At 61.7% G+C, this 15,357-nt stretch carries 19 protein-coding genes; 13 read left to right on the plus strand and 6 right to left on the minus strand.

The features are described from left to right. The 7 genes from rpmJ to ACO48X_RS06205 form a co-directional block, all read left to right on the plus strand. Positions 1-65, plus strand: a 65-nt coding sequence (rpmJ, locus tag ACO48X_RS06175) for a 50S ribosomal protein L36 (protein WP_485001255.1), incomplete at its 5' end; no start/stop codon positions are given. A gap of 135 nt (positions 66-200) precedes the next feature. Further along, positions 201-572 carry a 30S ribosomal protein S13 gene (rpsM, locus tag ACO48X_RS06180; protein ID WP_009199218.1) on the plus strand — a complete coding sequence of 124 codons (372 nt, stop codon included), beginning with the start codon at positions 201-203 and terminating at the stop codon, positions 570-572. A 16-nt stretch (positions 573-588) separates the two neighbouring features. Next, positions 589-999, plus strand: coding sequence for a 30S ribosomal protein S11 (gene rpsK / locus ACO48X_RS06185; protein WP_009199217.1), 411 nt, complete (start codon positions 589-591; stop codon positions 997-999). A gap of 110 nt (positions 1,000-1,109) precedes the next feature. Continuing rightward, positions 1,110-2,114, plus strand: a complete 1,005-nt coding sequence (locus ACO48X_RS06190; protein WP_485001237.1) for a DNA-directed RNA polymerase subunit alpha — start codon at positions 1,110-1,112, stop codon at positions 2,112-2,114. A gap of 28 nt (positions 2,115-2,142) precedes the next feature. Beyond that, positions 2,143-2,727 (plus strand): 50S ribosomal protein L17, encoded by a 585-nt coding sequence (gene rplQ / locus ACO48X_RS06195; RefSeq protein ID WP_485001238.1) that lies wholly within the window; start codon positions 2,143-2,145, stop codon positions 2,725-2,727. A gap of 313 nt (positions 2,728-3,040) precedes the next feature. Continuing rightward, positions 3,041-5,434, plus strand: a complete 2,394-nt coding sequence (locus ACO48X_RS06200; protein ID WP_485001239.1) for a carbon starvation CstA family protein — start codon at positions 3,041-3,043, stop codon at positions 5,432-5,434. 33 nt (positions 5,435-5,467) lie between these two features. Beyond that, a complete protein-coding gene (locus tag ACO48X_RS06205; RefSeq protein ID WP_485001240.1) occupies positions 5,468-5,749 on the plus strand; it encodes a YbdD/YjiX family protein in 282 nt (93 codons plus the stop codon). Between the two features lie 155 nt (positions 5,750-5,904). On the opposite strand, the gene ACO48X_RS06210 is transcribed toward ACO48X_RS06205, so the two are convergent. From ACO48X_RS06210 to ACO48X_RS06230, 5 genes are all read right to left on the minus strand, one after another. Continuing rightward, positions 5,905-6,471, minus strand: coding sequence for a DNA-binding protein (locus tag ACO48X_RS06210; RefSeq protein WP_485001241.1), 567 nt, complete (start codon positions 6,469-6,471; stop codon positions 5,905-5,907). Then, the gene (locus tag ACO48X_RS06215; protein WP_009199209.1) at positions 6,468-6,827 is read right to left on the minus strand and encodes a hypothetical protein; all 360 of its coding nucleotides are present in this window, start codon (positions 6,825-6,827) and stop codon (positions 6,468-6,470) included. The genes ACO48X_RS06210 and ACO48X_RS06215 overlap by 4 nt, the downstream gene beginning before the upstream one ends. Further along, a complete protein-coding gene (locus ACO48X_RS06220) occupies positions 6,824-8,149 on the minus strand; it encodes a hypothetical protein (RefSeq protein WP_485001242.1) in 1,326 nt (441 codons plus the stop codon). Before ACO48X_RS06220 ends, ACO48X_RS06215 begins: the two co-directional genes overlap by 4 nt. Positions 8,150-8,207: 58 nt before the next feature. After that, positions 8,208-8,504 carry a hypothetical protein gene (locus ACO48X_RS06225; protein ID WP_484991179.1) on the minus strand — a complete coding sequence of 99 codons (297 nt, stop codon included), beginning with the start codon at positions 8,502-8,504 and terminating at the stop codon, positions 8,208-8,210. A 147-nt stretch (positions 8,505-8,651) separates the two neighbouring features. After that, entirely contained in the window at positions 8,652-9,470 is an 819-nt protein-coding gene (locus ACO48X_RS06230) for an ROK family protein (RefSeq protein WP_485001243.1), read from the minus strand. On the opposite strand from ACO48X_RS06230, the gene truA reads away from it, so the two are divergent. The 5 genes from truA to ACO48X_RS06255 all read left to right on the plus strand — a co-directional run bounded on the left by truA (position 9,469) and on the right by ACO48X_RS06255 (position 14,072). Next, the gene (gene truA, locus ACO48X_RS06235) at positions 9,469-10,401 is read left to right on the plus strand and encodes a tRNA pseudouridine(38-40) synthase TruA (protein ID WP_485001244.1); all 933 of its coding nucleotides are present in this window, start codon (positions 9,469-9,471) and stop codon (positions 10,399-10,401) included. The two genes, ACO48X_RS06230 and truA, sit on opposite strands and share 2 nt — an antisense overlap. Next, on the plus strand, positions 10,398-11,711 hold the full coding sequence (locus ACO48X_RS06240; protein WP_485001245.1) for an LssY C-terminal domain-containing protein: 1,314 nt from the start codon (positions 10,398-10,400) through the stop codon (positions 11,709-11,711). Before truA ends, ACO48X_RS06240 begins: the two co-directional genes overlap by 4 nt. A gap of 120 nt (positions 11,712-11,831) precedes the next feature. After that, a complete protein-coding gene (locus ACO48X_RS06245; protein WP_485001246.1) occupies positions 11,832-12,155 on the plus strand; it encodes a hypothetical protein in 324 nt (107 codons plus the stop codon). 4 nt (positions 12,156-12,159) lie between these two features. After that, complete coding sequence (locus tag ACO48X_RS06250; RefSeq protein ID WP_485001247.1) at positions 12,160-13,482, plus strand: C2 family cysteine protease; 1,323 nt, start codon at positions 12,160-12,162, stop codon at positions 13,480-13,482. Between the two features lie 275 nt (positions 13,483-13,757). Continuing rightward, positions 13,758-14,072, plus strand: a complete 315-nt coding sequence (locus ACO48X_RS06255; protein ID WP_485001248.1) for a hypothetical protein — start codon at positions 13,758-13,760, stop codon at positions 14,070-14,072. Positions 14,073-14,199: 127 nt separating this feature from the next. On the opposite strand, the gene ACO48X_RS06260 is transcribed toward ACO48X_RS06255, so the two are convergent. After that, a complete protein-coding gene (locus tag ACO48X_RS06260) occupies positions 14,200-14,688 on the minus strand; it encodes a MarR family winged helix-turn-helix transcriptional regulator (RefSeq protein WP_485001249.1) in 489 nt (162 codons plus the stop codon). A 244-nt stretch (positions 14,689-14,932) separates the two neighbouring features. Between ACO48X_RS06260 and rplM the strand changes: the two genes are divergently transcribed. Continuing rightward, positions 14,933-15,357 (plus strand): 50S ribosomal protein L13 (gene rplM / locus ACO48X_RS06265; protein WP_485001250.1); only part of this gene is annotated, 425 nt, incomplete at its 3' end.

The following is a 15,357-nucleotide window of genomic DNA, read 5'->3' on the forward strand; positions in this document are numbered from 1 at the left end:
TTCGTCGCCACGGCCGCGTCATGGTCATCTGCGAGAACCCGCGGCACAAGCAGCGCCAAGGGTGACCCGGCGCAGCGGGTCTTCCCGCGTCAACCGCACTGCCCGCCGCAAGGCAACCCCCGGACCGAAGGCCGGGGCTCCGCTGTTCAGCGGGGGAGAGGCAGTGTTCCACACCTTCGGACTACCAAGGAGCTAAGAAATTGGCACGTCTATCCGGCGTCGATCTTCCTCGCGAAAAGCGAGTTGAGATCGCGCTCACCTATATCTACGGCATCGGCCGCACCCGCTCGGCGGAAACGCTCGCGGCCACCGGCATCAGCCCGGACGTTCGCGTCCGCGACCTCACCGAGGACCAGCTCGTCGCGCTCAAGAAGCACATCGACGAGAACTACAAGGTCGAAGGCGACCTGCGCCGCGAGGTTCAGGCTGACATTCGCCGCAAGATCGAAATCGGCTGCTACCAAGGCTTGAGGCACCGCCGCGGCCTGCCCGTCCACGGCCAGCGCACGAAGACGAACGCGCGCACCCGCAAGGGTCCCAAGCGCACCGTCGCCGGCAAGAAGAAGAAGTAAGCAGTAGGAGTAGATCATGCCCCCCAAGACCCGCCAGGCCTCTTCCGGCTCCCGCCGTCCGCGTCGCAAAGAGCGTCGCAACGTCGTCGCAGGCCAGGCCCACATCAAGTCCACGTTCAACAACACGATCGTCTCGATCACAGACCCGAACGGCGCCGTCATCGCCTCGTGCTCCTCGGGCCAGGTCGGTTTCAAAGGCTCGCGCAAATCGACGCCCTACGCCGCGCAGCTCGCCGCGGAGAACGCCGCCCGCGCCGCCATGGAACACGGAATGAAGAAGGTCGACGTCTTCGTCAAGGGCCCCGGCTCCGGTCGTGAGACGGCGATCCGTTCCCTCACCGCGTCGGGCCTCGAGGTCACATCGATTTCCGACGTGACGCCGCAAGCCTACAACGGCTGCCGCCCCCCGAAGCGTCGCCGCGTGTGACGCACGGCCCGCCTCGGCGGGCACAGCGGATATCCGCACTCCGCAGGCCGGACGGATGGCCTGCGGGCGACTGGACGTCAAATAGCGGGCGTCCATGAAAGGAAAGAATCGTGCTTATCGCACAGCGCCCTGTTCTCACCGAAGAGCAGGTCTCGGAGTACCGCTCGCGGTTCATCCTCGAACCCCTCGAGCCGGGTTTTGGCTACACGCTTGGCAATTCCATGCGCCGCACCCTGCTTTCGTCGATTCCCGGCGCGGCCGTCACATCGGTTCGCATCGACGGAGTCCTCCACGAGTTCTCCACGATCGCGGGGGTCAAAGAGGACGTCGCAGACATCATCCTCAATCTCAAGGAACTCGTCGTCTCCTCGGAAAACGACGAGCCGGTCCTCATGTACCTGCACAAGCAGGGGCCGGGAGAGGTCACGGCCGCTGACATCACGCCGCCCGCCGGCGTCGAGATCCACAACCCCGACCTCCACATCGCCACGCTGAACGATAAAGGCAAGATCGAGATCGACCTCACCGTCGAGCGCGGTCGAGGCTACGTCTCCGCCGCTCAGAACAAGGGAGAAGAGGACGAGATCGGCCGCATTCCGATCGATTCGATCTGCTCGCCCGTTCTCAAGGTGTCCTACAAAGTCGAGGCGACTCGAGTCGCCCAGCGCACAGACTTCGACAAGCTCGTCGTCGACGTCGAAGTGAAGCCTTCGACGACGCCGCGGGACGCGCTCGCCTCCGCCGGCAAGACGCTCGTCGAGCTGTTCGGGCTGTGCGTCGAGCTCAATAACGAGGTCGAAGGAATCGAGCTGGGCCCCCCGCCCGTCGTCGAAACCCAGTCCTCGGACCTGCAGCGGCCCATCACGATTCTCAACCTTCCCGCCCGTTCGCAGAACTGCCTGCAGCGTGAAGGCATTCGCACCATTGGTGAACTCATTCAACGCTCTGAGGCCGACCTCCTCGACATCCGCAACTTCGGCGCGAAGTCGATCGAGGACGTCAAGGACGAGCTTCTCAAGCTCGACCTGCGCCTGAAAGATTCGCCCGCTGGTTTCGTCTCCAGCTTCGGCGAGGAGAGCTACACGATGCAGTTCAGCGACGACTCGCAGGGCTGAAGCCCGATTTTTCCTAGGAGACACTACTATGCCCAAGCCCACCAAGGGCCCGCGTCTGGGCGGCTCGCCCGCCCACCAGCGCCACATCATCGCGAACCTGTGCAAGGACCTCATCCGCCACGGTGCGGTCACAACCACCCAGACTCGCGCCAAGACCGTTCAGCCCCACATCGAGCGACTGATCTCGAAGGCCAAGCGCGGCGACACCTACAACCGCCGGCTCGCCCTTCGCGTCCTCCAAGACCGCGAGCTCGCCTACATCCTCTTTGAGGAGCTCGGGCCGAAGTTCGCCGAGCGCAACGGCGGATTCACCCGCATCATCAAGCTCGGCAACCGCAAGGGCGACAACGCGGCGCTCGCGCGCATCGAACTCGTGACCGAAAAGGTCTCGCCCAAGCAGTCAGCGGTTCGCGAAGCCGAGAAAGCCGCCAAGAAGGCTGCCGAAGCCCAAAAGCTTGCGAAGGAAGCCAAGGAAAGCGCCGACGCAGAGAAGACTGCCGAAACCGCGGCCGACGCCGTCGAATCCAAGGAGGCAGATGGGGCCGCCAAGGAAACTGCGGTCAAGAACGACGCTGCGGCCAAGGGCAAAGCCGAGGCTGACGAGGCCAAGTGATCCTCGCGCGAGCCCATCGCGCGAAATCCATAATCTGGAGCGGGGTGCATATGCACCCCGCTTCGCTTTTTACGACGACCTCAGACGAGGCTTCACAGTCGCTTCGGACGTTGTTCTTCGTGCGAACAGAAGAGGCTTCACAGCGACTTCGGACGAAGTTTCCCCGCTATCCCGAACAGAGTTCCACGGCAGCCTCCAGCAAAATTCGAAGAATGCTTGGCTATGGCGGCGAAGGCGGCTAGGCTTGCAATGACGCCACCGCGACGCCGGCGACGTCCCTCAAGTTCGGCGTGGAATGAGAAGGGATCTCCTCATGGACAACACGGTCACCGCAGACCTGCCGGCCTACACGGCTGAAGAAGAAAAACTCGTCATTCGAAACAAAGACGGCGTTCCTGTGGGCGTCAAACCCGACAACTCGTGGACGCTCCCGAAAATCGCACTGTGGATCTCGATAACCGCGATGGGCACGCTCGGATGGACGATGCTCGCCCTCGTGCGCGGCGAAGAGGTCAACACAATATGGTTCGTCATAACCGCGGTGTGCACATACGCCATCGCCTACCGCTTCTACGCGCTCTATGTTCAGCGCAAGGTCATGCGGCCCGACGACTCCAACGCAACCCCCGCGGAACGAATCAACAACGGCAAGGATTTCGACCCCACCCATAGAGTGGTGCTCTACGGCCACCATTTCGCTGCCATCGCCGGCGCCGGCCCGCTCGTCGGCCCGGTCTTGGCCGCCCAGATGGGATACCTTCCCGGAACGCTGTGGATCATCTTCGGCGTGTGCATCGCCGGGGCGATCCAGGACATGCTCGTGCTCTTCTTCTCCATACGGCGAGGCGGGCGTTCTCTAGGCCAGATGGCGCGCGACGAAATCGGACGCGTCGGCGGAACCGTGGCCATGGTCGTCGTCCTCGTCATGCTCATGATCGTCCTCGCCGTCCTCGCGATGATCTGCGTCAACGCCCTCGCGGAATCCCCGTGGGGCGTCTTCTCCGTCGGCTGCACGATTCCGATCGCCCTGGGCATGGGGCTGTGGCTGCGCTACATCCAGCCGGGAAAGATCACACAGGTCTCGATCGCAGGCTGCACCCTCCTCGTCGTCGCGATCTTCGCCGGAAGAAAGGTCGCCGAGACGGAGTTCGGACAAGAACACCTTCATCTCTCGCCGACCACGCTGGTGTGGGCGATGATCATCTACGGCTTCCTCGCCGCCATCCTTCCGGTATGGCTGCTTCTGACGCCCCGAGACTACCTGTCGACATTCATGAAGGTCGGAACGATCGTCATTCTGGCGGCCGGCATCGTTGTGGTTCGGCCCCTCGTCGAAATGCCCGCGGTCACCGAGTTCGCAGGCAACACCGACGGCCCCGTGTTCGCCGGAACCCTCTTCCCGTTCCTTTTCATCACCATCGCCTGCGGCGCCCTGTCGGGAATGCACGCCATGGTGTCCTCGGGAACCACCCCGAAAATGGTCCAAAAAGAATCCCAAACCCGGATGATCGGCTACGGCGGAATGCTCATGGAATCCTTCGTCGCCATCATGGCGCTGGCCGCCGCGGCCTCCCTCAACCAGGGCATTTATTTCGGGATGAACACCTCGGAGGCAACCGTCAACAAGCTCGCTGGAACTCAAATCACCCAAACGACAAAGGACCGGGAGGAAATCACATCGAAGGCCGTGGGCAACCTCGGAGTGACCGACGTCCACGGCAACAAAGTTGTTCCTCGATGGGAGTCGACCGACAGCAAGGGAAACGAAAAGACGTACACCGGAGCGGAGGCCCTCAAGCAGGTCGCGAAAGACGTCGGCGAGGAGTCAATCGTCTCCCGAACCGGCGGGGCGCCCACGCTTTCGGTCGGCATGGCCCATATTCTCCACCAGCTCGGCGGGGGATCGGGAATGATGGGCTTCTGGTACCACTTCGCCATCATGTTCGAGGCTCTGTTCATCCTTTCCGCCGTCGACGCCGTCACCCGAGTCGCCCGATTCCAAGTCTCTGACGCCCTCGGAAACGTGTTTCCGAAGTTCAAAGACCCGTCGTGGCGGGCGGGAGCGTGGGGCGCCACGGCCGCCGTCGTCGCGGCCTGGGGCTCTTTGCTGCTTATGGGTGTGACGGACCCGAGAGGCGGAATCCAGACCCTGTTCCCGCTCTTCGGCATCGCCAATCAATTGATAGCGGCTGTGGCCCTGCTGCTGGTGACCGTGATGGTTGTGAGAAAGGGATACACGAAGTACGTGTGGATACCGCTCATACCCTTCGCCTTCGACACAGCCGTGACCTTCACGGCGTCGTGGGAGAAGATATTCTCCACCGATCCGAAGGTCGGCTATTGGCAGCAATGGCGCGACGCGCGCAAGGCCCTTCCGGGATTGAGCGATCCGAAGAAGATTTCGGAGACGGAAGCCGTCATCCGCAACACCTTCATTCAAGGGACCCTTTCGATCGTCTTCCTCGTCGCCGTCGCCTTTGTTGTGGTCTGCGCTGCGCTGCGGGTGGTCAAGACGATTCGAACGGGCGACGCGACGACGTCGGAGGACCCCTACGTCGAGTCGAATTTCTTCGCCCCGACGGCGATGATCGCCACGCCGCTCGACAAAAAACTGGTCAAGGAGTACGCGATGGTCGGCGATCCTAATCTCATTCCCGGCATGAAGAAGGACGGAAGCGGGGACCGAAGCGAGGAAGCGAAAAGTTAGTGAGGCGGCTGGATGCCAGTGAGGGGGCAACAGATGAGTGAGGCGGCGAAAGGCGGCGCGCACGGGCTGCGGCGCGCAAAAGGCCTGCGCGGCGCACGACGGCCGCGCCGCCTGCGCGGCGTGCTTTCCTGGCTGCGGCGCGGGTTTGCCGCTTTCCGCTCGTTCTGGCGTGATCTGACGGGGGAGTCGGCGTACGAGAAGTACGTCGCACGGCATCGGCGCGAGCACCCGGACTGCGAGCCGATGTCTGCTCGCGAGTTCTGGCGAGTGCGCAGCGCGGCCGCAGAGGACGGCGTGACGACGGGCTGCTGCTAGCGGCTCTGTTTCGGCGGCTGCCTCCCTTGTTTCGCTTGCCCTTTTCCGCTTCCGCTGCCTACATCGTCATTTCAGCCGCAAGCCAGCTGTTCAGACGCGGTGTGCCCGCCGTGTCTCAACCACTCCTCGCATCTGACTGCGCCCGGAAAAGGCGTCTACTGCTCCTCCGTGGGAGACGGCCACGGAAGCGGTTCATTCGGATGTTCTTTCTCGTAACGGCTCTTATACTCGTCGGACACCTTGAATCCTGGAGCGGGTTCGAAACAGTAGGTGGCTATGTTCTCGCCTTCGCCGCTCAGTGCCAGGCCAACCCAGTCGATTTCGACGTTGAAAAGGGTGATTGTGCCAACGCCCTCATAGGTGAAGGATTCTCCCGAAGCGAGGTCGGCTGCCGCTGAGTCGTTTTCGTCGAAGGGAAGCGTCATGTTCGAGCCGACGATCGCCGCTCGCTTTTGCCAGCGTTCAATGCGTATCTTTGCAAGGTTGAGAACTATTTTCCGTTCCGAATCAACATAAAACAGGCCGTCATGGCTTTCGGCGGCTCTATGGGTTACGCCTTTGCATGAAAGCGGACTGTGTTTCTTGGTGAAGACATGGGCGTTCCGGAGTCGGTGCTCATATGTAACGAAACCCGAGAGGTAGATCAGACGCGCACCGATTATTGACGCCAGTAGCGTCACGGCAATGACGAAAACTAAAAGGACTCTCTTTCTTTGACTCATTGTCTTTCCTTCTCTTGGTCCCAGTAGGTGTCGAATCCGGGTGCAGGCGCGAATTCGAGGGTGGCGATTGGCCCGCTTCCGGACTCAAATGGAATGACTATGGGATTGACATAAAGCAGCGTGAAAGTCCCGACGCCCGGGTGCGTGAGAGCCTCCCCAGCCTGAAGGTCGGAGCATACCGACAATTCCGCGGGGCGGTCCGTTGCATTCGGACTGTCTACTGGATAACCTCCCCGCACTGTCGCCATCATCATCCCGTCGACGACGCGGACGTTTGAAACCGTGTACGCCGGATATGCATCCGTTCCGGGACGGAAAACGGAGACTGGAGAAAGCTCGACGATTCGCGTGCTCATCTCGGATAGCCCCCTCCTATGCTCACACTTCTGAAGTCGCGCGAAAACTGTTTCCACGTCAGCTTGAACTCGGCCATGTCGGGGCGGGAATTATCGTGTGAATCTTGGCTATGCCCCCAGGGGTTGCGGACGGTGACTCCCGTCGCGTCGGCAGACACCACAACGTATGCATGTCCTTGAGGTATCTCTACTTTCTCCTTGTGCCCGTTTATCGTGATTTCGGGATAATCTTTTCCTCCTATTGGGTACGAGCTCGCCGTGACGGGTTTGTGATTCTTGATGGCTTGCCGGATGTTTTCACCTTCTTCGTCACTATAGGCGTCGCTGGATGCGGCTTCGTAAAATTTTCTCCTGTAAACGGTCGAGTCCTTTCCAGTCATTTCCTCCATTACGGCCGACGACAGGCCCGAAGAGATCCCAGTGGCGCCGAAGAAACTGTCGCCTCTGGTTCCACCGGGATACATCTGGCCGTAAGCGGACTCCAGAACCGAAACGAGGCCCGGCCTTTCTCCGTTTGCCCCTCTTCTATAGATTCTGTCGACAAATACCGTGCGTTTACGTCCAGGATTCTCCGGGTCCTCATAAACGGTCACAAGGAAACCGTCCTGACGCCCATGCTTGTCGTAATGCGGTTCAATCGCGTTGCGGAGGAGTCTTCGCCCTTCGGGCGTGCGCATCATCGCCATAAGGGTTGCCAGCAGATAGCAATCTCCGATTTCACCCTGAGAGACCGAACGAAAGCCCATCTGCTCAAGCTCCGCATTCACCCGATCGACGTCTCTCCGATCAAGCACATGCAGTTCGCCTTTGTTATTGCCTTCCTTGTTGGGCTCAACCGCTTCCAAATGCAGGGCCGCCCGCAGCTCGGCAGCGCACACTTCTCCGGCCCTGTGCAGATCGTTGATGGCCTGCTTTGCGCCCCTGGCGATGGACTGAGCACGCGGAGTGAGCTCGTCTACCTTCTTCTCGCGTTCGTCGTCGGCAACCGCATCCACTTGCCTGTCCAAAGCCCGCATCTGTGCCCGCGCTGAGGATATCTCCTTCTCGGTGCTCTGCATGGCATGCGCATATTTAAGAATGGTATCGGCTGCTTTGTCCGCACCGCTTTCAAGGCGTTGCGCCTGTTTGACTTCATTCTTCAAGGCGACCTCGAACGCATTGGCAGCGGCCCCTCTCCAAGAGTCGGCTTTGGAGGGCAAATGCCGCAAATGCACGCCAGTCAATTCCAACTTCGTTTCCATCTTCGACAGATCTGTGTAAAGCGCGAAGAGGGAAGAGGACCGCCCGGGAACTTCTCCGATGCAGTCTTCAAACTCGCCCATGGCAATACCTCGCTAAGATCAGCAACTTTGTTCTCTCCGATACAGCGGGTTTCCCGCACTACTGGAACTTCTCCGCTTCGAACGTAAACTCCCTTGCCCACTCGTCGTCGGTCGCCTCTGCCATCTTCGATGTGTCCGACACGGCGTCGGAAGTGTCATCGCACCAATCGCTTAACGCCTCGGTTCTTTCAGAGGCGTCTTTCGTGAATGCTTCATAGGCTACTGCAGTCGTCGGGTTTCCGAAAGGCCATGGCGGCCGTTTGGGAATATCGACGTCATCGTAATCGTCGCACAGACAATCCAGGGCTTTGCCTAGATTGTCCATTTCGCCCCTGTCGATTTTGAACTGACTCATCGCTTCTCCTGGAAATCAGATCCGTTGAATAGTGTGTCGAGACTGAGTCTAGTATTTTACAAAGCCGGATTCTAGAGACTTTATAGAGTGGTTTTTCAATCTGGTCAAAAGCGTGATATCCCCGGATTTCAAGCAAACGCGGAGCCCCTATATGTGCGGTTTGGCCAGAGCCCAGGCTCGAACGCCTCCGTTCATTCCCGCGGCGTTTGGTATGAACAGCACGTTCTCGCCCAGACGCGAGCGCGCGGCGGGGGAGATCCGCGGCGAGTTGCCGCCCCCGATGTAGAGGCGGTCCCACCGGAAAACCGGCCACAGCGTGTCGATCGCCCGCAGCACGCGGCGCGACCATGCCGAATCGCCGAGCCGTATCCGTTCAGCCTCGCCGACGACGTCGTCATACGTCAATCCCCACCGCATCTGCGCGTGGGAAATCTCCAGGTGGGGAGCGAGGCGGCCGCCGTCGACGAAAGCGCAGCCGAGCCCCGTGCCGAGGGTCATGACGAGTTCCGCCCCTTCGCCCGAAACGACGCCGGCCGCTGCGACTTCGGCGTCGTTGAGGACGAGTGCGGGAACGGCAAAGCGCGCGTGCAGGGCCGATTCCATGTCCAGGCCGTTCCACGCCGTCTCGAGCTCGGGGTCGAGCTTCGTGTGGGGGCCGGCTTTGCGAATGTAGTGCGGAGTGTAGACGACGACGCCGCGCCGGATCATTCCCGGCATGCCGAGGGTGATCCGTTCGAATCGCTCGACCTGCGACGCGTGGCTTTCTATGATTTCGAGCAGGTCCTCGGGCGAGAAAGGATACCGTACAGCCGTGCGCTGAGGAGTTGCCGCCTGGAAGCCGTTGAGATCGAGGAGGGAGGTCTTGATCCCGCCGCCTCCGCAGTCCACGGCCAAGGTCAGCGGATTCGACTCGCGGGAAGGCTCGGGCAGCGCATGTGAATGCGAGGTGTGGGACACTGGCGTCATGGATTCGACGGTAGCGCATCGGCTCCGCCTTCGCATGTCCTACGACGGCACTGATTTTCATGGTTGGGCGGTCCAGCCGGGTTTGCGAACCGTCGAGGGGACGGTGACGGAAGCCCTCAACCTCATAACCGGCGGCTCGCATGCTCTGACCGTCGCCGGGCGGACCGACGCCGGGGTCCATGCGCGCGGTCAGGTCGCCCACGTCGACGTGAGTGAAAACGAGCTTGCGCGGGCGGCGCGGCGAGCAAGCGACCCGTGCCAGGCGATCATGCGCAGGCTCTCCGCGCTGCTGGCGCGAGAGTCGCCGGGGCCGAAGGGAAGCTCAGACGTCGCGGTGACCGGCGTGGATTTCGCGCCCGAAGGCTTCGACGCAAGGTTTTCCGCGCTTTCCCGGACCTATTCTTACAGGGTGTGCGACGACCCCGCCCGTTTCGATCCGCTGCGGCGCCGGGACGTCCTGTGGCTTCGCGAGCCGCTCGATGTCGAGGCGATGGACAACGCTGCGCGCAGGCTGACCGGCGAACACGATTTCATTTCCTATTGCAAACCCCGGGAAGGGGCGACGACGATCCGCGAGCTCCTCGAGCTGACAGTTGAACGCAAGGGAGGCTTCGTCGAGGTGACCGCGCGGGCCGACGCCTTCTGCCACTCGATGGTCCGCACGCTCGCGGGGGCGCTGCTCAAGGTGGGCCTCGGCCGACGGGACGAAGAATGGCCTGCGCGACGCCTGGAAGAGCGCTCGCGCAACGGAGAAGTCGCCGTCGCCCCGCCGCACCCGCTCACTTTGGAGTCGGTGGAATATCCCGAGGATTCGCAGCTCGCGGCCAGGGCCCGGCTGACCCGGGCTTTGCGAGAGACGGTCGGGGACCGCGAACCCGAAGGAGACGCACGCGGCGCTGGAGGCGCTGCCGCCGGGAAAGGACCGAGTTGAGCGGAGACAAAGCGGGGATCACCCGGTCAGGGCGGGCCGACGTCGCCGACGCCCGCTATCCGATTCCGGCAGAGCCACCCGAATACAGGACAAGGCCGCGCAAGGTCAGCGGCCGCAAACGAACCCCCGTATGGGACGCGGTGGCGGCTTTGTACGTAATCATCGCGCTGATTTTCATCGGATGGCTGGCAACCGAAATGGCCGTGCACGCCAAACCGGGCGACTCCCTGTGGGTCCTCAACCTCGTCGCCTTCTGGGCGACGACCGCCTATCTGGCCATTCCCCGCATCCACCAGATCCTCACCCTTTTGTACGTTCCCGACTACTTCATCGGACGCACCCGAACGGGAGACGGTGTGCTAGGCGATCCCGTCAACCTCGCGATCGACGGAACGGCCGACGACATCCATGCCGGCATGCAGGCTGCCGGATGGGCGCTCGCCGACGAAGTCACCGTGCGCTCGTCGTGGGGAATCGTCGTCTCCTCCGTGATCAAGAGGCCCTACCCCTCCGCGCCCGTGTCGAACCTCTACCTCTTTGGGCGCAAGCAGGCCTTCGCCTACCAGAAGGAGGTCGGCGGCAACGCGTCGAGGCGCCACCATGTCAGATTCTGGCCGACGCCCGAGGGATGGCATCTTCCCGGCGGGCAGCGCGTGGACTTTCTCGCGGCGGGAACCTACGACAGGTCGGTCGGCTTTTCGCTTTTCACCGGGCAGATTACGCACAAGGTCGACGCCGACACCGACGCCGAGCGCGATTTCATCATCGACACCCTGAGGTACGCGGACCCGAAGATCGACGTCGCCGTCATCGACAAGTTCTCCACAGCCTACCACTCTCGAAACGGCGGCGGCGACGCGATCAACACCGACGGCGACTTGCCGGTTCTCGACATGCGCGGCGCCTCCGAACGAGGTCCCGCCCCGCACATGCCACGCCCGGACAAAAGCGTCGCCCGCCACCACATTCCGCCGCTTCCGCTTCTTTTCACGGGGGCGCTCGCTTTGTGGGGGTTCATTTTTGCCGGCATTCAGGTGGCGGTGGACTCTCAGGTGACCGCTTCGAAGCTGGTCATGCCGGCCGTCGAATTCGCGCTGTGGCTTTTGACCGCAGCCAGGCAGCGGTGGGCGTGGGTCGGCCTCATGACGATATCTTCCATCACGGCTTTCTCTCATCTCCTTCTCCTCGATTTCTCGAAGCTCGCCGACGTCATACTCACGGGAGTGTCGGTTTTCGTAGTGCTCGCGGTGAGCGCCACCGCGGTGCGCGAATGGGTGCGCGGCGGCAATCGGGTACTTGTATCCAATTGAGCTATAGATTCTTGGCACGGCTCGCGATAAACTGCGGAGTACTTTAGCTTAACAGGCGATTGCCCGAGCCTTATAAGTTCACTGGCCCGATTCGTTTGAAAATGCATGAAAGGAAAGGCCATGCCGTACACTACGTCGCTCGACCCCGATGAGATGGCGGTTTTGGGAGCGCATTTGGAGAGTCTTTCAGAGCGGCTTGCCGGGCTCAATGGTCCGAGAGGAGGCTCCTTTGATTCTCTTGGGACCTTCGACCTCGCGTTTGCTGCGGTGCAGGTTCGCGGCGACGCCAAGAAACGCGCCGTGGAAGTCGCCGATTGGATCGGGCGGGCTTCGGGGGCCGTGCATGAAACGACGGCGGGTTTCGAGGCCGCCGACGACGCATCTAGGCAAGCATTCGAGAGGAATGCGGCAGACGTATACGGCAGCGCGGATCGGGAGGATTGATCTTATGGGAACCTTCAGCAATGCCGTCGGCAAGCTGCAGGGCGATCCTGCGGCCGTGTTCGCCCTCTCGCGGAGCTGGAAGGCATACGCCGAGGAAGTGGCGGAAATTCGGAGCTCCTGCCTGAACGCGGGTTCTTCTGCGCCGCAGTGGGCGGGGGAGTCGCGTGACAGTTTCGAACGGGGCGTTCAGACCGAGTCAGACGATCTCTCTACGATCAGCAACGGAGCGAATGAAGCCGCCAATGCTCTGTCGGTCTACGGGTGGGCTCTCGACGGCTACAAGAAGTCCGTGGCGGACCTCAAGGCGAGCAATGATGCGCTCGACGCCGAGTATGAAGGTTTGGATCCGGCTGTACAGTTGGTTAGCTACCCGTTCTTTCAGATGGAAGCGGATAGAAACAAGGCTTCTTTCGAGTCGTATGTCGAACAGGCGAAAGGCGCAGCTACGGAATGCGCAGCCCGTTTGCGCGAAGCCCTTCACATAGAGGCCGGCGTTCCCGATGGGAATGACCGTGGGAAAAGGTCGGACCTTTCGCCCGAGCAGATAGAGGCGATCAACGCCCAAGTCGCCTCGGGGAACATGAGCTACGAGGACATCCACCAGCACGGCATCGGAGACTGTTACTATCTTTCGACCATCATGGCGCTGACCAAGAGCCCCGAGGGGCGTCGGATCATTCAGGATTCGATCAAGGTGCACTACGGCCCCGATGGGAAGCCCGACGGTTTCATGGTGACGGTTTACGACGATCCTCTCCATCCCGATGCCAAGGCTTCCCGAACGGTCTTTGTCGACGATGTCTACGGCAAGGGGGTGACGGGGCCGGACGGCAAGCCGAACTATGCCTCTATTCTCGAATCGGCATACGGGCAACAGCATCCCGGAGGCGCCCTCGACTCGGGGAAGGACAACGGCATAGCGGGCGGGAGCAGAAATCAAGCGGCTCAGGATCTGACGAACAATTCCGCCGAGGAGGTATACGGGAGCTCCGGCTATTCCTCTAGCGAACGAAAGGAGATCATCGACGCCGCGAACAGTTCCAATCCGGTGACTGCCGGAACGGGAAGCGCGCCCCCTGAGAACTTCCCCAACGACGGCAAGGCTGAAGTCGGCGTAACTCTTCCCAGCGGCGAGAAAACGAACATAGAGTTGTATCATGGACATGCTTATATGGTTGTCGATGCCGACCAAAACGGCGTGACATTGGCCAATCCGCATGGACACAACAACGATCAAACCGGAAGGGAAGTCGACGGGACCTTCACCATGAGTTGGGAAGACTACGAAAAGTACTACGGCTCCACGACGATCGGGAACGTCAAATGAGACGGATGATGCAAGCGCTGGCATGCGCCGTTCTATTCGCCGGACTCGCCGGGTGCGGGGGAGGGACCCCGGATCCGACCGCCTCCGCATCGACAACGCTGCGATCCAATCAGCGGTCGGAGACCCCGACCGCGACTGACACGGCCCCGACGTCAGTCGATACGGCTCCGACCGCGGTTCGCCCGATTCCAGACGGTCAGCAAACAACGCCTGCGACAGGCGCGCCCAAGGCGAGCGCGTCGCCGAACTCGACATCCCAGAAAGGGCAGAAAAAAATGTGTGCAGACAGCGAGTACATGGTCACTTTGTATGAAGGCGGCCCCTTCTACCCGGGGGCGTCCAACGGCCCCAGCTATGTGGCGACGGGCATCCGCGTGGAAAATGGCAAAGGGCAGCTGGGCCTGATCGGGGGCGACAGGGCATCGGGGATCAACAAGCACGTCGAAGTGGGGCAGTCGGTCACCCACGACGGGGTCGGAACGTTCACCCTGCTCGACGTCGCCCCCGGAAGCGGACCGGGCGGGGGATCGGCTCAGTTCTGCTTCGTCCCCTCCGAGGGCTTCCAAGTCAACGATTCCCTCAAGAAGTGATCGGCCCGAGGCAGCGGGCGTGTTTTCTAGTCGATCGGAGCCCCGATCGCGCGGCAACGGCTCAGACGGAGTTTCCTTGATTGTGCGGAGGCCCGGCTTGGCCGGCCTTCTCTGGTTGCCTGGAGGTCTAGGCTTGGCCGGAAGTCCTCGACTGCCCCGGTCTCTCTGACGTCGCGAGGACGTCGCGAGGCTGTTTGGCCTCCATGAGGAGCGCTGAGCGCAAGCGGCGTCGGCGGAGAAAGAAGCGCTCATCGACCTCTTCGACCTTCGCTATTGCGGCTTGGCCGGCCTCGCGCCCCTTCTCGGTGGTTGCGACGATGAGGGCGCGCTTGTCTCCGGGGGCGGAAGCGCGCCTGACGAAGCCGTCCAATTCGAGGTTTCGGAGCCCCTGGCTTGTAGTTCTGACGTCGAGCCCCGAAAGGTCGGAAATCGCGACTTGGGTGGCGGGGCCGTCCCCGTGGGTTTCGAGCCACCACGTGCACGTGAGCAGAACGAATTGGGAATGCGTGAGATTGAGGGAGGCCAATGCTGCGTTCACTTCGCGGCGCCACACCAGCATCGTGCGCCACAGCAGAAGCCCGGGGCTCTTTTCCGGCCCGCCAAAACTGGTTTCCATCACACATCGACGATAGCAGCTTCCGCCGGCCCTGCACCCGCTGTTCCTTCGTCTCGCCGACGCGTGCGAGCTCACATTCTGCTTCTTTGACCGGCAAGCGCGGGGGACGTACACTCTTAAGTTGTTGTGCATGCTGCGCGCGATGCCTTCCCACTCGTCGGCCAGCGTCCAACAAAGTTTTTGCAAGACCGTGGGTTCCGCATGCTTCTGTGCGGTCCCAGTATGAGAAACGAAGGCTACGCCCGTGCGCACGTATTCACCGAAGCCCGGCGACGTCGAGCCCAAGTGGTATCTCGTCGATGCCGCCGACGTCGTCCTAGGCCGACTGGCAACGCACGTTGCCACCCTGCTCCGTGGGAAGCACAAGCCAACCTACGCCCCGCATTTCGACGGAGGCGATTACGTCATCGTCATCAACGCTGACAAGGTCGCTCTGACCGGTTCGAAGCTCGAGCAGAAATTCGCCTACCACCACTCCGGGTACCCGGGGGGTTTGAGGGCGACCTCCTACACGGAGCTGCTTGCCAAGCACCCTGAGCGCGCTGTCGTCAAGGCGGTCCGCGGGATGCTCCCGAAGAACCGCCTCGGACGCAAGCGTCTTGCCAAGCTCAAGGTTTATGCTGGGACGGAGCATCCACATGCGGGCCAGAAGCCCGAGACCTTCGAGCT

It is taken from the genome of Peptidiphaga sp. (genome assembly GCF_057238965.1).

Bases quoted from the DNA above. Each gene is read 5' to 3' on its own strand.
- rpsK (WP_009199217.1), top strand. From the start codon at position 589: ATGCCCCCCAAGACCCGCCAGGCCTCTTCCGGCTCCCGCCGTCCGCGT.
- ACO48X_RS06260 (WP_485001249.1), bottom strand. From the start codon at position 14,688: ATGGAAACCAGTTTTGGCGGGCCGGAAAAGAGCCCCGGGCTTCTGCTG.
- ACO48X_RS06215 (WP_009199209.1), bottom strand. From the start codon at position 6,827: ATGAGCACGCGAATCGTCGAGCTTTCTCCAGTCTCCGTTTTCCGTCCC.
- ACO48X_RS06245 (WP_485001246.1), top strand. From the start codon at position 11,832: ATGCCGTACACTACGTCGCTCGACCCCGATGAGATGGCGGTTTTGGGA.
- ACO48X_RS06230 (WP_485001243.1), bottom strand. From the start codon at position 9,470: ATGACGCCAGTGTCCCACACCTCGCATTCACATGCGCTGCCCGAGCCT.
- ACO48X_RS06255 (WP_485001248.1), top strand. From the start codon at position 13,758: ATGTGTGCAGACAGCGAGTACATGGTCACTTTGTATGAAGGCGGCCCC.
- ACO48X_RS06250 (WP_485001247.1), top strand. From the start codon at position 12,160: ATGGGAACCTTCAGCAATGCCGTCGGCAAGCTGCAGGGCGATCCTGCG.
- ACO48X_RS06200 (WP_485001239.1), top strand. From the start codon at position 3,041: ATGGACAACACGGTCACCGCAGACCTGCCGGCCTACACGGCTGAAGAA.
- ACO48X_RS06220 (WP_485001242.1), bottom strand. From the start codon at position 8,149: ATGGGCGAGTTTGAAGACTGCATCGGAGAAGTTCCCGGGCGGTCCTCT.
- ACO48X_RS06205 (WP_485001240.1), top strand. From the start codon at position 5,468: ATGAGTGAGGCGGCGAAAGGCGGCGCGCACGGGCTGCGGCGCGCAAAA.
- ACO48X_RS06225 (WP_484991179.1), bottom strand. From the start codon at position 8,504: ATGAGTCAGTTCAAAATCGACAGGGGCGAAATGGACAATCTAGGCAAA.
- ACO48X_RS06210 (WP_485001241.1), bottom strand. From the start codon at position 6,471: ATGAGTCAAAGAAAGAGAGTCCTTTTAGTTTTCGTCATTGCCGTGACG.
- rplQ (WP_485001238.1), top strand. From the start codon at position 2,143: ATGCCCAAGCCCACCAAGGGCCCGCGTCTGGGCGGCTCGCCCGCCCAC.
- truA (WP_485001244.1), top strand. From the start codon at position 9,469: ATGGATTCGACGGTAGCGCATCGGCTCCGCCTTCGCATGTCCTACGAC.